General features: G+C 60.9%; 18 protein-coding genes. 12 read left to right on the top strand and 6 right to left on the bottom strand.

Annotated elements, in window-relative coordinates:
• The first annotated feature begins 216 nt into the window (after window positions 1-216).
• Window positions 217-1,104, top strand: a complete 888-nt coding sequence (gene rhtA, locus VLA07_RS09190; RefSeq protein ID WP_096795011.1) for a threonine/homoserine exporter RhtA — start codon at window positions 217-219, stop codon at window positions 1,102-1,104.
• A gap of 169 nt (window positions 1,105-1,273) precedes the next feature.
• The gene (locus VLA07_RS09185) at window positions 1,274-1,555 is read left to right on the top strand and encodes a hypothetical protein (RefSeq protein ID WP_096795010.1); all 282 of its coding nucleotides are present in this window, start codon (window positions 1,274-1,276) and stop codon (window positions 1,553-1,555) included.
• 1 nt (window position 1,556) lies between these two features.
• On the opposite strand, the gene VLA07_RS09180 is transcribed toward VLA07_RS09185, so the two are convergent.
• A complete protein-coding gene (locus VLA07_RS09180) occupies window positions 1,557-2,135 on the bottom strand; it encodes a TetR/AcrR family transcriptional regulator (protein WP_333989071.1) in 579 nt (192 codons plus the stop codon).
• Between the two features lie 92 nt (window positions 2,136-2,227).
• Here VLA07_RS09180 and VLA07_RS09175 point away from each other — a divergent pair, with 92 nt between their 5' ends.
• Together VLA07_RS09175 and VLA07_RS09170 are read left to right on the top strand one after the other, a co-directional pair.
• Complete coding sequence (locus tag VLA07_RS09175; protein ID WP_333989070.1) at window positions 2,228-2,956, top strand: SDR family oxidoreductase; 729 nt, start codon at window positions 2,228-2,230, stop codon at window positions 2,954-2,956.
• A gap of 40 nt (window positions 2,957-2,996) precedes the next feature.
• A complete protein-coding gene (locus tag VLA07_RS09170; protein ID WP_333989069.1) occupies window positions 2,997-3,593 on the top strand; it encodes a 2-hydroxychromene-2-carboxylate isomerase in 597 nt (198 codons plus the stop codon).
• Between the two features lie 49 nt (window positions 3,594-3,642).
• Here VLA07_RS09170 and VLA07_RS09165 read toward each other — a convergent pair whose 3' ends face one another.
• From VLA07_RS09165 to VLA07_RS09150, 4 genes are all read right to left on the bottom strand, one after another.
• Window positions 3,643-5,451 (bottom strand): aminopeptidase P family protein, encoded by a 1,809-nt coding sequence (locus tag VLA07_RS09165; RefSeq protein ID WP_333989068.1) that lies wholly within the window; start codon window positions 5,449-5,451, stop codon window positions 3,643-3,645.
• Between the two features lie 55 nt (window positions 5,452-5,506).
• Window positions 5,507-6,673, bottom strand: coding sequence for an aminotransferase class V-fold PLP-dependent enzyme (locus VLA07_RS09160; protein WP_333989067.1), 1,167 nt, complete (start codon window positions 6,671-6,673; stop codon window positions 5,507-5,509).
• Between the two features lie 205 nt (window positions 6,674-6,878).
• On the bottom strand, window positions 6,879-7,493 hold the full coding sequence (locus tag VLA07_RS09155) for a LysE family translocator (protein WP_003226640.1): 615 nt from the start codon (window positions 7,491-7,493) through the stop codon (window positions 6,879-6,881).
• Window positions 7,494-7,592: 99 nt separating this feature from the next.
• Window positions 7,593-7,850: a hypothetical protein gene (locus VLA07_RS09150; protein ID WP_333989066.1), complete on the bottom strand. Its 258-nt coding sequence runs from the start codon at window positions 7,848-7,850 to the stop codon at window positions 7,593-7,595.
• A gap of 392 nt (window positions 7,851-8,242) precedes the next feature.
• Between VLA07_RS09150 and msuE the strand changes: the two genes are divergently transcribed.
• The 4 genes from msuE (at window position 8,243) to VLA07_RS09130 (ending at window position 12,532) form a co-directional block, all read left to right on the top strand.
• Window positions 8,243-8,806, top strand: coding sequence for an FMN reductase (gene msuE, locus VLA07_RS09145; RefSeq protein ID WP_047599911.1), 564 nt, complete (start codon window positions 8,243-8,245; stop codon window positions 8,804-8,806).
• 10 nt (window positions 8,807-8,816) lie between these two features.
• Entirely contained in the window at window positions 8,817-10,085 is a 1,269-nt protein-coding gene (gene ssuD / locus VLA07_RS09140; RefSeq protein ID WP_333989065.1) for an FMNH2-dependent alkanesulfonate monooxygenase, read from the top strand.
• Between the two features lie 130 nt (window positions 10,086-10,215).
• Entirely contained in the window at window positions 10,216-11,403 is a 1,188-nt protein-coding gene (locus VLA07_RS09135) for an acyl-CoA dehydrogenase family protein (protein ID WP_333989064.1), read from the top strand.
• A 25-nt stretch (window positions 11,404-11,428) separates the two neighbouring features.
• Window positions 11,429-12,532 (top strand): sigma-54 interaction domain-containing protein, encoded by a 1,104-nt coding sequence (locus tag VLA07_RS09130; protein ID WP_333989063.1) that lies wholly within the window; start codon window positions 11,429-11,431, stop codon window positions 12,530-12,532.
• On the opposite strand, the gene VLA07_RS09125 is transcribed toward VLA07_RS09130, so the two are convergent.
• Window positions 12,529-12,894 (bottom strand): antibiotic biosynthesis monooxygenase, encoded by a 366-nt coding sequence (locus tag VLA07_RS09125; RefSeq protein ID WP_247840626.1) that lies wholly within the window; start codon window positions 12,892-12,894, stop codon window positions 12,529-12,531. The two genes, VLA07_RS09130 and VLA07_RS09125, sit on opposite strands and share 4 nt — an antisense overlap.
• Before the next feature lie 95 nt (window positions 12,895-12,989).
• Here VLA07_RS09125 and soxR point away from each other — a divergent pair, with 95 nt between their 5' ends.
• The 4 genes from soxR (at window position 12,990) to VLA07_RS09105 (ending at window position 16,060) form a co-directional block, all read left to right on the top strand.
• Complete coding sequence (gene soxR / locus VLA07_RS09120; protein WP_333989062.1) at window positions 12,990-13,439, top strand: redox-sensitive transcriptional activator SoxR; 450 nt, start codon at window positions 12,990-12,992, stop codon at window positions 13,437-13,439.
• 103 nt (window positions 13,440-13,542) lie between these two features.
• Window positions 13,543-14,001, top strand: coding sequence for a VOC family protein (locus tag VLA07_RS09115; protein ID WP_225135776.1), 459 nt, complete (start codon window positions 13,543-13,545; stop codon window positions 13,999-14,001).
• Between the two features lie 208 nt (window positions 14,002-14,209).
• Entirely contained in the window at window positions 14,210-15,085 is an 876-nt protein-coding gene (locus VLA07_RS09110) for an alpha/beta fold hydrolase (protein ID WP_333989061.1), read from the top strand.
• Window positions 15,086-15,109: 24 nt separating this feature from the next.
• Window positions 15,110-16,060 carry a LysR substrate-binding domain-containing protein gene (locus tag VLA07_RS09105; protein WP_333989060.1) on the top strand — a complete coding sequence of 317 codons (951 nt, stop codon included), beginning with the start codon at window positions 15,110-15,112 and terminating at the stop codon, window positions 16,058-16,060.
• The last annotated feature ends 102 nt before the right edge of the window (window positions 16,061-16,162 follow it).

Raw genomic sequence — 16,162 nt, 5'->3', positions numbered from 1 at the left:
GTAACTCATTGAATCTCAAGGAGTTTTCCGTTTCGACTGCGCCGGAAGTGGGGCGAATTATAGACTTCCTGAATCTGCCGTCAACCGTTAATTTCAGTTTTCTATCAATGCACCGAAAAAGCCTGCTTATATATAGATGCAACGTCAGCGAATGCGCAGTATATTGCCCAACACTTAAAACAACACCCTGTTCTCACCTTCGGATGATGCCTTGCAATGACTGACCAACCTCGCTCTCTGGCCTCAATGCTGTTCCCGGTTGGCCTCTTATTAATAGCCATGGCATCCATTCAGTCTGGCGCCTCTCTGGCCAAGAGCATGTTCCCGGTGGTTGGCGCCCAAGGGACGACCACTCTGCGCCTGGTCTTCGCCAGCGTGATCATGCTGTTACTCCTGCGTCCGTGGCGCGCCAGGCTGACCGCTCAATCCTTGCGCACGGTGATCGTTTACGGAATGGCGCTGGGCGGAATGAACTTCCTCTTCTATATGTCACTGCGCACCGTGCCACTGGGGATCGCAGTCGCACTCGAATTCACTGGCCCGCTGGCCGTCGCCATTTATGCCTCGCGCCGCGCAATCGACTTTCTCTGGATTGCCCTGGCAGCGGTCGGCCTACTGCTGTTGATCCCCACTGGAGCGACATCCACGGGAATTGATCTGGTTGGTGCCGGTTATGCCTTGGGCGCCGGCGTGTGCTGGGCGTTGTACATTCTGTTCGGCCAAAAAGCCGGTGCCGATAACGGCGTGACGACCGCGGCGCTGGGCGTGATGATTGCCGCACTGTTTGTCGCCCCGATCGGCATCGTGCATGCCGGCGCGGCATTGCTCACCCCGTCGCTGATCCCGGTGGCCATCGGCGTCGCCATCCTCTCGACTGCTTTGCCCTACACGCTGGAGATGGTCGCCCTCACCCGCATACCAGCCCGCACCTTTGGGACGTTGATGAGCATCGAACCGGCCTTTGGCGCGTTGTCCGGGCTGCTATTCCTGCAGGAGTACCTCACGCTGTCACAATGGATGGCGATCCTGTGCATTATTCTGGCTTCCGTCGGGGCAACCATGACCATGGGCAGTAGCGCCAAACCCGTTGTAGCGGCAGATTGAAACAGGATTTGACGAAGGTCTGGCAATTGGCGTTCATTTAGGCCATGTTAAGGCCCCATAACTCAGTGCCAGGCATGGATTTTTTCGGACAGGGATATCGAACCGCTTAAAGCGCAGGCGAATACAGGCAGACCCGAGCGCCAGACTCGTGGCTACCATAAGGACGGTAATGAAACGAATTTTGATACTGATCGCTGTATTGGCAGTAGCGGGGTGCGCAGCCACCGCCAAGACCCAAGTGAAGCACGGTAAAAAAGGGCTGCACATCAACTGTTCCGGGCTGTCGTCCTCTTGGGACAAGTGCTACACCAGCGCCGCCAATGCCTGCGCCCCAAAGGGCTACAAAGTCATCGCCAAATCAGGGGACGCCGTGGAAGAACCCGGCGACTACCCGTTCGGTCTTAATCCGGCCGGTTATACCAGCCGCAGCATGATCGTCATCTGCAAATGAATCATGCTGGCTGCTCGCCTTGTCGAGCAGCCAGCTGACGCCCGATTTCCTCATGACTGGATTTCAAAACCGTCCGTTGAATCTCCGGCGTCACCAGCATCCGCGCCACCACCAACGCTCCGACGCATTGCGACAGAATCGCCCACGCCAGGCTGTCGCTTTCCAGGATCTGCGCCCAACTGGCTTGCAGCCGACAAATCCACAGTTCTGCCTGCTCGCGAACCTGGTCGTCTGAACGGGCAATTTCCGCGCCCAGCGTCGGCAAGGCACAGCCCGATTCTGGCTGCTCCACGTGAGCCATGCTCAGGTACTGTTTAAGACAGCGTTCCAGCCGCTCGCGATCCTGCCCTCCTCCACCACCGAGTCGCTCCAGGCTCTGACACAGTTCACGCTCGACGATGGCCGTGAACAGCTCGTTTTTCGACGAGAAGTGGCTATAAAACGCTGCGCCACTGAGGCCGATAGCCTTCATCAAACCATCGACACCGACTGTGGAAAAGCCCGAACGCTTGGCTGACAGCGCGCTGCTGCTCAGCAGTTTTTCTCGGGTTTCCAGCTTGTGACCGGCGGAATACCGCATGTGCTTGCCCTCTTGATCGACCGCCTTGACGTTGTCCGGATCCTAGCATAACGTTCGTTCACTTAACGATCGTTTACTAAAGGGATAGCCCGATGAATAAAAAGAAGGTCGTGTTGGTGGTGGGGGCTGGCGATGCCACTGGCGGAGCGATTGCCAAGCGCTTTGCCCGGGAAGGTTTTATCGCTTGCGTCACCCGGCGCAGTGCCGACAAATTACAGCCGCTGGTCGAGGCGATTAAGGCCGAGGGTGGCGAAGCTCACGGCTTTGCCTGCGATGCGCGCAAGGAAGAAGACGTGATTGCGTTGATTGAAGAGATTGAAACCCGCCTCGGCCCGATCGAGGCGTTTGTCTTCAACATTGGTGCCAACGTGCCTTGCAGCATTCTCGAAGAAACTGCGCGCAAGTATTTCAAGATCTGGGAAATGGCCTGTTTCTCGGGTTTTCTCAATGCCCGCGAAGTGGCCAAGCGCATGGTCACCCGCAAACGCGGCACCATTCTGTTCACAGGCGCCACCGCCGGACTGCGCGGCGCTTCCGGATTTGCCGCGTTTGCCGGCGCCAAACACGGCATCCGTGCACTGGCGCAAAGCATGGCGCGCGAGTTGGGGCCGATGAACATCCACGTCGCCCATGTAGTGGTCGATGGCGCGATCGATACCGACTTCATTCGCAACAGTTTCCCCGAGAAGTACGCGACCAAGGATCAGGACGGTATTCTCAATCCCGAACACATCGCCGAAAACTATTGGTATCTGCACAGTCAGCCACGGGATGCCTGGACCTTCGAGCTGGATCTGCGCCCGTGGAACGAACGCTGGTAAACCCCGCCTCCTCCATAACAATAATCAGAGAGCAGCGAAAATGACGAAAACCGTGGAGTTCTATTTCGACCTCGGCAGCCCTGCCACCTACCTGGCCTACACCCAGTTGCCGAAGATCTGTGCCGATACCGGCAGCCGGCTGATCTACATCCCGATGCTGCTCGGCGGCGTGTTCAAGGCGACCGGCAACGCATCACCGGCAATGATTCCGGCGAAGGGCCGCTACATGTTTCAGGATCTGGATCGCTACGCCAAACGTTACGGCGTGCCGCTGAAATTCAATCCGCATTTTCCGATCAATACACTGATGTTGATGCGCGCGGTCACCGGCATACAACTGCGCGAACCGGAACGCTTTTACGCATTTATCGATTGCCTGTTCAAGGCATTGTGGGTGGAGGGACGCCCGCTCGATGAGCCGGAGACTGTCGCTGCGGTTTTGAGCGAACACGGATTCGATCCCAATGAAGTCCTGGCCCTGACCAACGACGAGACAGTCAAGGCAGCCCTGAAGGACAACACTGAAACAGCCATTAAACGCGGGGTGTTTGGCGCGCCGAGCATGTTTATCGGCAACCAGATGTTCTTTGGACAGGACCGCCTCGACTTCGTCGAAGAGGCCCTGCGTCAGGCTTAGAAAAACCTCAGAACCCGGACGCTGCCAACAGCGCCCGGGTTTCAGCCATTCAAATCGCCGCTGTGCGCGTGTTCAGCCACTCCAGCGCGGCCCCCTCCAGCAACGGACTCAGACGCTCACGCACTTCAGCGTGGTAGGCATTGAACCACTCCTTTTCTTCCTGCGTGAGCAAGGATGGCTCCAGACAGCGCGTGTCGATCGGGCAGAGGGTCAAGGTTTCAAACTTGAGGAAATCACCGAACTCGCTGCTCCCCGCCTCGCGGTTCATTGCCAGGTTCTCGATGCGCACACCCCAACGACCTGGACGATAGGTGCCCGGTTCGATCGAGGTGATCATCCCAGGTTGCATCGCCGTTTGCGGTGCCGGTGCTGCCTGATAGGCGATCACCTGCGGGCCTTCATGCACGTTGAGGAAATAGCCGACCCCATGACCGGTACCGTGACCGTAATCCACGCTTTCCGCCCAGATCGGTGCGCGGGCGATGGCATCGAGCAACGGCGAGAGAATGCCTTTCGGGAACTGCGCCCGCGACAGGGCAATCACGCCTTTGAGCACACGCGTGCAGTCACGCTTCTGCTCAGCCGTCGGGGTACCGACCGGCACCATTCGAGTGATGTCGGTAGTACCACCGAGGTATTGGCCTCCCGAGTCGATCAGCAGCAAGCCGTCACCCTCGATCACCGCGTGTTCTTCTTCGGTGGCGTGATAGTGCGGCATCGCGCCATTGGCGTTAAACGCGGCAATCGTGTTGAAACTCAAGGACACGTAATCCGGACGGCGCTCGCGGGCAGCGGTGAGTTTTTCGTCGATGGTCAGTTCGGTGATGCGTTCACGGCCCCAGGCCGATTCCAGCCAGGCGAAGAATTCGCACAACGCCGCGCCATCCTGTTCCATGGCCTTGCGAATGTGCTGTGCATCGGCCTCGCTCTTCTGCGATTTGGCGAGGGTGGTCGGGTTCAAGCCTTCGACCAGTTTCACCGCGCTGTCGAGGTTATCCAGCAAACCGCTGGTCACCCGCGCCGGATCCACCAGCAGGCTCGCACCACCCGGTACGGCGCGCAAGGCGTCGGCGACCTCGCGGTAATCGCGCAGAGTCACGCCGTCCTGTTCCAGCACTGCACGCAGCTCGGCATCGACTTTGCTCAAGGCCACAAACAGCGTGGCCTGCTGTTGATTGATCAACGCAAAAGAAACAAACACCGGGTTGAACGACACGTCGCCGCCGCGCAGGTTGAACAGCCAGGCGATGTCGTCGAGAGTGGCGATGAAGTGCCAATCGGCGCCACGCTCCTGCAGGGTCTCACGCAGTTTGGCGAGCTTCTCGCCACGGCTGACCGTCGCTTGCGGTGGCAGATGTTGATAGATCGGCGCGTTCGGCAGGCTCGGGCGGTCCGCCCAGACTTCATTCAACAGGTCGATGTCCGTGCGCAGACGCGCGCCACGCGCCTCAAGCTTGCTGCTCAGGGTACGTGCCGAAGCCACGGCCATCACCGCACCGTCGACCGCCACCACGCCACCTTCGGGTGTCTGCTCTGCCAGCCAGTCCAGCGGGCTCGGCTGACCCGGTTGCAGCTTGACCAGTTCGATGCCGCTGCCCTTGAGTTCCTTGGTCGCCTGTTCCCAGTAACGACTGTCGGCCCAGACTCCGGCGAAATCAGCAGTCACGATCAAAGTGCCGACCGACCCATGAAAGCCCGACAGCCATTGCCGCCCTTGCCAGTAGCCCGGCAGGTATTCCGACAGATGCGGGTCGGCCGATGGCACCAGCAACGCATGAATGCCTTCACGGCGCATCAATTCACGGGTGTGCGCCAGGCGCTGGGGAACCGTTCCTTCGGTCAAAGTCTGGATACTCATCATGTCTCCTGCCAATCACTTCATCGTTATTGTTCGTAGCCGTGAAACCGGCTGGTTAAAGCCCTGTCGCCCAGAATGCCGGGGCACTGGCGCAGGCGCTTTTGATCAGTTCTGCCGCCCGATCGACATCGGCGGCGGTGGTGAAACGGCCGAGGCTCAGGCGAATGGTACGCCCGGCCAGCCGGGCGTCGTGCCCCAGCGCCAGCAGCACGTGAGATGGCGTATTGCTCGCCGAGTTACAGGCCGAGGTCGCGGAAAAGGCGATCGACTGGCTCAAGGCCGCACTGTTGAATTCACCTTCGCTGAAGGTCAGGCTCAACGTGTGCGCGATGCGCTGGCTGGCGCTGCCGTTGAGGCGTACGCCCGGCAGACTCAGCAACTGTTCGAGCAGCCGTTCACGCAGCGCCACGATGGACTTTTTCTCGGCATCGAATTCGGCAGCCGCCAAGGCGAATGCCGCGCCCATGCCGGCGATCTGATGCGTCGCCAGGGTCCCGGAGCGCAGCCCGCCTTCATGACCGCCGCCATGAATCTGCGCCTGCAAACGCTGCTGCGCGCGCGGGCCGACAAACAACGCGCCGATCCCCTTGGGACCGTAAAGCTTGTGCGCAGAAAACGACATCAAGTCCACTGGCCACTGCTGCAGATCGATCGCCACTTTGCCGGCGCCCTGCGCGGCATCGACATGGAACAACGCGCCACGGCCACGCACGACTTCACCGATGGCTGGGATGTCATTGAGGGTGCCGAGTTCGTTGTTGACCAGCATCAGCGATACCAGAAAGGTGTCGTCGCGCATTGCTTCGCTGACCGCCTGCGGAGTGATCAGGCCTTCGGCGTCCGGCACCAGATAGGTCACCGCGACGCCGGCATCCTGCAATTGCCGGGCAGTATCGAGAATGGCTTTGTGTTCGATCTGGCTGGTAATGATGTGGCCGCCGGCAACCCCGCGGGCCTGGGCCACGCCCTTGAGGGCGAGGTTGTTGGACTCGGTGGCGCCGGAGGTCCAGACGATCTGCGCGGCCTCGGCGCCCACCAGTTCGGCGACTTGTCGCCGGGCCTGCTCGACCGTGTGCCGGGCCTGCTGGCCGAAGGCATGGGAGCTGGACGCCGGGTTGCCGAAGTTACCGTGAAAACCCAGACAATCGATCATCACCTGGATGACCCGCTCGTCCACCGGGGTGGTGGCGGCGTAATCGAAATACAACGGACGTTTTTTCATAAAAGACTCGCAGAGCGTGTTCCGGGATCAGGAGGCTCGTGTCTGCAAACGGCACAGCGCAGCCTTGTGAGCTGCGCCTGGGTTCGAGACCGTCATCAATACCTGATCGGATGCCGTTAAAGAAGAACAACTTCATTTAAAAGTGCGTAGGAACGCTCCTGAAGCCGAGCTTAACAGGCATCGGGCCGGCGGTTGAAGCAATGCGTCAGTGAAAGCTTTCGAGAAGTAACGGGTACAGCGAAATCACCAACAGCGCCGCCATGCCCCAGTTGAACACCCGCAACCAGCGCGGGTCCTTGAGCACGTTACGCAGCAGCGTGCCGCACGCTGCCCAGACACCGACGCTGGGCAGGTTGATGATGGCGAACACCGCGGCGATCACCACCACGTTGGTGAAGTAACCCTGCATCGGCGTGTAAGTACTGATCGCGCCGATGGCCATGATCCAGGCCTTGGGATTGACCCACTGAAACGCGGCGGCACCCAGATAGCTGATCGGTTTGGCCTCGCCTTCCACGCCCTCACCCACCGGCCCCGAATGGGCGATTTTCCACGCCAGGTACAACAGATATGCAGCGCCGAGATAGCGCAGCACCGTGTAGAGAATCGGGTAAGTCTGGAACACCGCGCCCAGGCCGAAACCCACGGCGACCACCAAAACGAAGAAGCCGCAGGTGATGCCGAGCATGTGAGGAATGGTGCGGTTGAAGCCGAAGTTTACGCCCGACGCCAGCAACATGGTGTTGTTCGGCCCCGGTGTAATCGAGGTGACAAGGGCAAACAGGGCAAAGCCCAACAGCAGATCAAGCGAGAGGGTCATGGGGCAATCCGTCAGGGTCATTCAGGTGTTGACCCTATCGCACGGCGGCCGGCGAACCCACGGACAGTTACGCGAAAATTCAAGCAGTACAGTTTGCGATTAGCTTGGACGACCGTGCAGCTGTATGGCTCGCCCGGCGCTCATTTCAGCTTTCTTGTCGAATTGCGATTCGCCCAGCAGTGCAGCTTTCTTCGCGTGATATTCGTCGAAAGACAAGCCGCTGCGGTTCAGCGCTTCCATTGCCAGTTCGCGGGATTCTTCGGCGGTGTACGGCCGTTGTTCGGGGGAAACATGGGTCGCGCAACCGGCGAGTACGGAGACAGCGAGCAGCAGCGAAACAGTCAATAAACGATTCATGGGGAGCGTCCTGGCGAGCATTAGTAGTCGATGGACAAAGGCTACGCCCGCGCCCGCCCGGGCAAAAATCAACGCTCTCAATAGTGGCTATCAGGATTTCAGCTTGATCGGCGCTATATCTCCTAACGATATATAAATATCGATTAACGTTCTTTTGCGGAATAACCAGCAGCCGCTATAAATCCCTGCACGCGGCGAACAACTGTTGCTCCAGCAACTGTTGCCCAGGCAACAGCAGATCAACAAACCCGCCTGATATCTGCACAACCCACTCACACCATAGCGCTAAGGCCCAAGTAAACCGGGCCTCTCAGGAATTGGTACAGCGCTTGCTCAAGCCTTGGCACTTACTCACTGCTCGCTGAGCAACTGTTGATAAAAAGGAACTGATCATGTCGCGTCCCCTGAAAGTCGTCGCCCTCTCCGGTGGCACCTGGCGTCCATCGCGCACGCTGGTGCTGACCCAAGCGCTGTTGGCCGAACTGGCCGGGCACTTGCCGGTCGAGAGTCATCTGATCGAACTCGGTGACATCGCCCGCCCGTTGGGTGGTGCCCTGTCGCGTCAGGAGCTGAGCGCCGAGGTCGAAGCCGAACTGCAAGCCATCGAACAGGCCGATCTGCTGATCGTCGCCGCGCCGGTGTATCGCGGTTCCTACCCGGGCCTGCTCAAGCATCTGTTCGACCTGATTGACCTCAACGCGCTGATCGACACTCCAGTGCTGCTTGCCGCCACCGGCGGCAGCGAGCGCCATGCGCTGGTGCTCGATCATCAGTTGCGGCCGCTGTTCAGTTTCTTCCAGGCGGTGACCCTGCCGATCGGGGTCTACGCCACCGAAGCCGATTTCGCCGACTACCAGATCACCAGCGAACCGCTGAAAGCGCGCATTCGCCTGGCCGCCGAACGCGCCGCGCCGCTGTTCGGTACGCAAATCAAACCGTTGCTGAAAATCGCTTAAGGAGCTGTTCATGGATGTTTTCTGGTTCCTGCCGACCCACGGCGACGGCCATTACCTAGGCACCACCCAAGGCGCGCGCCCGGTCACCCTGAATTATCTGAAACAAGTGGCGCAAGCCGCCGACAGCCTCGGCTATCACGGCGTGCTGATTCCCACCGGTCGCTCCTGCGAAGACTCGTGGGTGATCGCCTCGGCGCTGGTGCCGTTGACCGAACGCCTGCGTTATCTGGTAGCGATCCGCCCGGGGATCATTTCGCCCACCGTTTCGGCGCGCATGGCGGCGACGCTCGATCGACTGTCCAACGGTCGTCTGCTGATCAACGTGGTGACCGGCGGCGACCCCGACGAAAACCGTGGCGACGGCAGCTTCCTGAGCCACAGCGAACGCTACGAAGTCACCGACGAATTCCTCAGGATCTGGCGCCGGGTGTTGCAAGGCGAATCGGTGGATTTCGAGGGCAAGCACCTGAAAGTGCAGAACGCCAAAGCCTTGTATCCGCCGGTGCAGAAACCGTATCCGCCGTTGTATTTCGGCGGCTCGTCCGACGCGGCGCATGACCTCGCTGCCGAGCAAGTCGACGTGTACCTGACCTGGGGCGAACCGCCCGCCGCCGTTGCCGAAAAACTCGCCGATGTACGTGAACGTGCCGCTCGCCATGGACGCAAGGTGAAGTTCGGCATTCGCCTGCACGTCATCGTTCGCGAGACCGCCGAAGAGGCGTGGAAGGCTGCGGACAAACTGATCGAGCACATCAGCGACGAGACCATCGAAGCCGCGCAGAAATCCTTCTCGCGCTTCGACTCCGAAGGCCAGCGGCGCATGGCAGCGTTGCATGACGGGCGTCGCGACAACCTGGAAATCGCCCCCAACCTGTGGGCCGGCGTCGGTCTGGTACGCGGCGGCGCCGGTACCGCGCTGGTGGGCGATCCGCAGCAAGTGGCCGCGCGGATCAAGGAGTACGCCGACCTCGGTATCGAGAGCTTCATCTTTTCCGGTTATCCGCACCTGGAAGAGGCTTACCGCTTTGCCGAACTGGTGTTCCCGCTGCTGCCCGAGCCGTATGCAAGCCTGGCCGGACGCGGCATGACTAACCTGACCGGGCCGTTTGGCGAAATGATTGCCAACGANCTGGAAGAGGCTTACCGCTTTGCCGAACTGGTGTTCCCGCTGCTGCCCGAGCCGTATGCAAGCCTGGCCGGACGCGGCATGACTAACCTGACCGGGCCGTTTGGCGAAATGATTGCCAACGATGTGTTGCCCACCCAAGCCAAGGCCTAAAACGCCCCCTGTAGGAGTGAGCCTGCTCGCGAAAGCGGTGTGTCTGCGACGGTGATGTCGACTGTGCTGACCACATCGCGAGCAGGCTCACTCCTACAGAGAATCGCGTCGATTTGATGAGGAACACCGCGTGACCGCCAAACCACAAAGCACCCTGCTCTCCCCGCTGCAGACCGCGCGCCAACTGGCCGCCGAATTCGCCGTCACCGCCGTCGAGCGTGACGAGCGCGGCGGTACGCCGAAGGCCGAACGCGATGCCCTGCGCGACAGCGGCCTCCTGGCCCTGAGCATTCCCACCCGCTACGGCGGCCTCGGCGCGACATGGAGCGAAACCCTGCAAGTCGTGCGCGAGTTCGCCAAGGTCGACAGTTCCATCGCCCACGTTTTCGGTTTTCATCACCTGATGCTCGCCACCGTGCGCCTGTTCTCGCGTCCCGAACAATGGGAGCCGTGGTTCGAACAGACCGCGCGGCAGAACTGGTTCTGGGGCAACGCACTCAACCCGCTCGACACCCGCACCGTGGTCAAGGACCTCGGCGGTTGGCGCGAGTTTTCCGGGAAGAAAAGCTTCTGCTCCGGCGCCAGCGATTCGCAGATGCTGATCGCCTCGGCCGTCGACGAAAGTGCCGGCGGCAAGTTGCTGATCGCGGCGATCCCCAGCGGTCGCAGCGGCATCACCCTGCACGACGACTGGGACAACATCGGCCAGCGCCAGACCGACAGTGGCAGCGCCACGTTCGAACGGGTGCGGGTCGAAGAATCCGAGCTACTGCTCGATCCCGGTCCGTTGAGCACACCGTTCGCCTGCCTGCGTCCGCTGATCGCGCAACTGACCTTCACCCACATGTTTCTCGGCATCGCCGAAGGTGCCTTTGAGGAAGCGCGGCAATACACCCTGAGCGAAACCCGGCTCTGGCACAAATCCGCCGCCCGCAATGTGCGTGAAGACCCGTACGTACTCGCGCATTACGGCGAGTTCTGGGTGGCGCTGGAAGGCATCCGCCTGCTGGTCGAACGGGCCGCCGCGCTGCTCGACGAGGCCTGGGCCCAAGGCCCGAACCTGACGGCAGAAGAGCGTGGACATCTGGCCACGGCGATTGCCACCGCCAAGGTCGCCGCCAGTCGTCAGGGGCTGGATATTTGCAGCCGTTTGTTCGAAGTCACTGGCGCGCGCTCGACCCACGCTTCGCTGCGTCTCGATCGACACTGGCGCAACCTGCGCACGCAGACCCTGCACGACCCCCTCGATTACAAACTCCACGAGCTGGGCGACTGGGCGCTGAACCAGGCGCTGCCGGTGCCGACGTTCTATTCCTGATCTTGCCTTTAATGGAGCGAGCCCCATGCAACTGCTGACCCTTCCGCCCTCACCCGCGCTGGCGACATCGATCCGCGCCACCGCGCAGGTCTTCGAAGACCCGACATCCCAGGCCCTGCTGGCGCATCTGCAACAGGTCGCGCCGAGCGAAGCCAGCGTACTGATCACCGGCGAGACCGGCACCGGCAAGGAGCTGGTGGCGCGGCACATCCACAACCTGAGCAATCGCCGGCATCGGCCGTTTGTCGCGGTCAACTGCGGCGCGTTTTCCGAATCGCTGGTGGAGGCCGAGCTGTTCGGCCATGAAAAAGGCGCCTTCACTGGCGCCCTCAGCGCCAAGGCCGGGTGGTTCGAAGAGGCGGATGGCGGCACCTTGTTCCTCGACGAAATCGGCGATTTGCCGATGGCGATTCAGGTCAAGTTGCTGCGGGTGTTGCAGGAGCGCGAAGTGGTGCGCCTCGGCTCGCGCAAGAGCATTCCGATCGATGTGCGCGTGCTGGCCGCGACCAACGTGCAACTGGAGAAAGCGATCAATGCCGGAAACTTCCGCGAAGACCTGTTCTACCGGTTGAACGTGGTCAATCTTGAGCTCAGCCCGCTGCGCGAACGACCCGGCGATATCCTGCCGCTGACCCGACATTTCATCGAGGCCTACAGCCAGCGCCTGGGTTACGGACGGGTCAGCATCAGCTCCGGTGCCGAACAGAAACTGCGCAGCTACAGTTGGCCGGGGAACATCCGCGAACTGGAAAACGTCATCCATCACACCCTGTTGATCTGCCGCAACGGCGTGATCGAACGCGACGATTTGCGCCTGTCTAACCTGCGCATCGAGCGCCCGGACGATCAGCAGTCGAACGCCGACGACTCACCGGAAGCGCTGCTGGAGCGAGCCTTTCAGAAGCTCTTCGAACAACAGGCCGGCGCCCTCCACGAAAAGGTCGAAGACGCCCTGCTGCGCGCCGCCTATCGCTTCTGCCATTACAACCAGGTGCACACCGCCGCGCTGCTCGGTCTGAGCCGCAATGTCACCCGCACGCGGCTGATCAAGATCGGCGAACTGGCGGTGAACAAGCGGCGACTCACGGAGAACCTGCACGGTGAACGCCTGATCCAGTTGTCGATCTAGCCGACCAGATTGCAGTGCAGCGCATCGTCATGACTGCGGGCGATGCTGCTCAACACCTGAAATGAATTGAAGGTCACGGTCTTCGCCTGATGGGCGCGGATCAGCTGCCAGAAATCCTGCTCGCCGCTTTCATAGCGACAGAACGCCGCCTCCCCGGCCTCGCGGCTCTGCCACTGCAGCAAGCTCAGCACCCGACGACCGTCGTCGCTGACCTGGACGCTGGCGCTGACAAAGCCTGCGTAGCGCTGCGCCAGATGTTCGCTCTGCTGCGCCAGCGCACTGACCAATGCCGGTTGCTGGCGCGGTTCGATCTCGAATTCGATCAATTGGGTAAAACTGCGATTTTTCGCTGAGGTTTGCATGAGAAGTCCCCACTCATCGTAAGCCGAGTCTTGCGACTCGAAGGCCTGCAGGGTAAAACCTCTAGTTAAGTCAAGGTCAAGAGTCCTTTTGCAAAATGATCACCCAGGAAAACCTGCATAAACAGCTCACCGTCGGCGAAGTCGCCGCGCGCAGCGGTGTGGCGGTGACTGCCCTGCACTTTTATGAAGCCAAAGGCCTGATCAGCAGCCAGCGCAATGCCGGCAATCAGCGCCGTTATCCACGGGCAGTCTTGCGCCGGGTGGCGTTGATCAAGGTCGCGCAGCGTCTGGGCATTCCGCTGGCGGAGATTGGCGAGGCGCTGAAGAGACTCCCCGACGACCGCGCACCAACCGCAGCGGACTGGAAAATCCTGTCCGAGCAGTGGCGCCGCGAACTGGACGAGCGGATCAATCAGCTGACCTTGTTGCGCGACCGACTCACCGGTTGCATCGGTTGCGGGTGTCTGTCGATGGAGGCCTGCCCGTTGCGCAATCAGGGCGATGTGCTCGGTGATCAGGGGCCGGGGGCGCATTTCCTCGGCTGACTGCTCGTCGGGGAAAAAATCTGGCCGCGCAGACAGTTCTATAGTGAATCTTCCACAAATCCAGTGGAGCCATACCTCGCAAAACAAAAACAGGGAGAACGTCATGAGCGTCAAACCCATTCCCGAGGGGTATCACAGCATTACCCCGTACCTCGGCATCCTCAAGGCTGCCGAAGCCATCGAGTTCTACAAGAAAGCCTTTGGCGCGACCCAGGTCATGCGCCTGGACATGCCCGACGGGCGCGTAGGCCACGCCGAACTGCGCATTGGCGACAGCGCGATCATGCTCGGTACACCGTGCGATCAAGGACCGTTGAGCGATCCGGACAATGCCGTGTCGGTCGGTTTGCATCTGTATGTCACCGATGTCGACAAGTCCTTTCAACGGGCGCTGGATGCCGGGGCGAAAGCGGTGTCGGAGGTCAAGGATCAGTTTTATGGTGATCGCAGCGGGACACTGAAGGATCCCTATGGTCACCTGTGGTTTCTGGCGACGCGCAAGGAGGATCTGACGGAAGAGCAGATCAAGCAGCGGGCGATGGAGATGTTCAGTCAGGGTTGAGATTTTCAGGGTTTTGGCTGGCCCTATCGCGAGCAGGCTCACTCCTACAATTGGAACGCATTTCAACTGTAGGAGTGAGCCTGCTCGCGATGAGGCCAATGCGGATAGATCACATTTCATGAACCACCACACCACGCTTCAACCCTTGCCCCGAATGCCGAACACTTTCAGGATGCATCCCACCCGCACCTGAACAAGGATCAGCCCGATGTTTGCCGGATTCGTCAAAGACCAGCGCCACGTCAACGGCGTCGACATCGCCTATCGCCTCGGTGGCAGCGGCCCGGGGCTGTTGCTGTTGCACGGACACCCGCAGACCCACGTGATCTGGCACAAGATTGCCGAGCAGTTGGCGGAGCATTTCACCGTGGTCGCCGCCGACCTGCGCGGCTACGGCGACAGCGCCCGACCGGTTGCCGATGAACAACACCGCCATTACTCAAAACGCGAAATGGCCAGGGACAACCTCGAGTTGATGCAGGCGCTGGGCTTCGAACAGTTTTCGATTCTGGCCCACGACCGTGGCGCGCGGGTCGGCCATCGCCTGGCCCTCGACCACCGCGCTGCGGTGCAACGGATGATGCTGCTGGACATCGCCCCGACCCTGGCCATGTACACGCAGACCAACGAAGCGTTCGCCCGCGCCTATTGGCACTGGTTCTTCCTGATCCGCCCGGCGCCGTTGCCGGAAACCCTGATCGAGGCCGATCCCGCAGCCTATCTGCGCAGCGTGATGGGCAGCCGCAGCGCCGGACTCGCGCCGTTCACCGAGCCAGCGTTCAGCGAATACCTGCGTTGCCTGCAACGTCCCGGCAGCGCCCGAGGCATTTGCGAGGACTACCGCGCCAGCGCCAGCATCGACCTGGAACATGACCGGGCCGACATCGCTGCCGGGCATCATCTTGACCTGCCGCTGCGGGTGCTGTGGGGTGCGCAAGGCACAGTCGGGCGCTGCTTTGACCCGCTCAAGGAATGGCAGCATGTGGCGAGCAACGTCAGTGGCAAGGCGCTGCCGGCCGGGCATTATCTGGCCGAAGAAGTACCGGAACTGTTGCTCGCCGAAGCGCTGGATTTCCTGCGCTGAATCGAGCCCTGTACCGCCGATGCTATGCTGGCGGCTTGTGCCGCCAATGCTCGTTCCCACATGTCCCAGAACCAAAACCCCGTGCCCCTGCCCGAAGACCTGCGCGTGCTGCTGACCGTTATCCGCAAGAACGGTTTTGCCGCCGCTGCGGATGAACTGGGCCTGTCCCCGGCCTACGTCAGCAAACGCATCCAGATTCTCGAATCGACCCTCGGCACTCGCCTGCTGCACCGCACCAGTCGCCGCGTGTCGCTGACCGAGGACGGCGAGCGGGTGCAGCGCTGGGCCTTGCGCATCCTCGATGATTTTCAACAACTGCATGACGATCTCACCGACGCCCACGACAGCCCACGCGGGCGTTTGCACATCTGCAGCAGCTTCGGTTTCGGCCGCAACCATGTGGCGCCTGCGGTTTCGCGGCTGGCCGAGCTTCACCCGCAGTTGCAGATTCGCCTGGACCTGTTCGACCGCGCGGTGGACATCGTCAACGAGGGTTTCGATCTGGAAATACGCGTCGGCGACGACCTGCCCGGCCAGCACATCGGCCGGCAACTGGTGAGCAACCGCCGTGTGCTGTGCGCCGCACCCGAATACCTTGAACGCCGCGGCACACCGCAGACTCTGGACGATCTGCAACAACATGACTGCCTGGTGATCAAGGAGCGCGACAACGCTTTCGGCGTCTGGCATCTGGATCGCGACGGCACGCAGGAAAGCGTGCGGGTCAGTGGGCCGCTGTCTTCCAACAACGGCGAGATCGTCCTGCAATGGGCGCTCGACGGACGCGGCGTGTTGCTGCGTTCATTGTGGGATGTGAAACCGTTGCTGGAACAGGGCCGACTGCTGCCGGTGCTGGCCGATTACAGCCAGAGCGCCAATGTCTGGGCGGTGTACCCGACGCGGCTGGCCAATTCCGGCAAGCTGCGGGCGTGTGTGGAGTTTTTGCAGGGGCATTTCAAGGATTTGTCGCTATAGCGGGTGCAACACCAAACCTTTGTAGGAGTGAGCCTGCTCGCGATGGCGGTCATTCAGCCAATGATTATTTCGACTGACACGACGCCATCGCGAGCAGGCTCA

It is taken from the genome of Pseudomonas sp. S3(2024) (assembly GCF_036861315.1).
GTDB lineage: Bacteria > Pseudomonadota > Gammaproteobacteria > Pseudomonadales > Pseudomonadaceae > Aquipseudomonas > Aquipseudomonas putida_A.
Note: the sequence above shows the minus strand (reverse complement) of the source record. Positions and strands in the feature narration are given on the sequence as shown.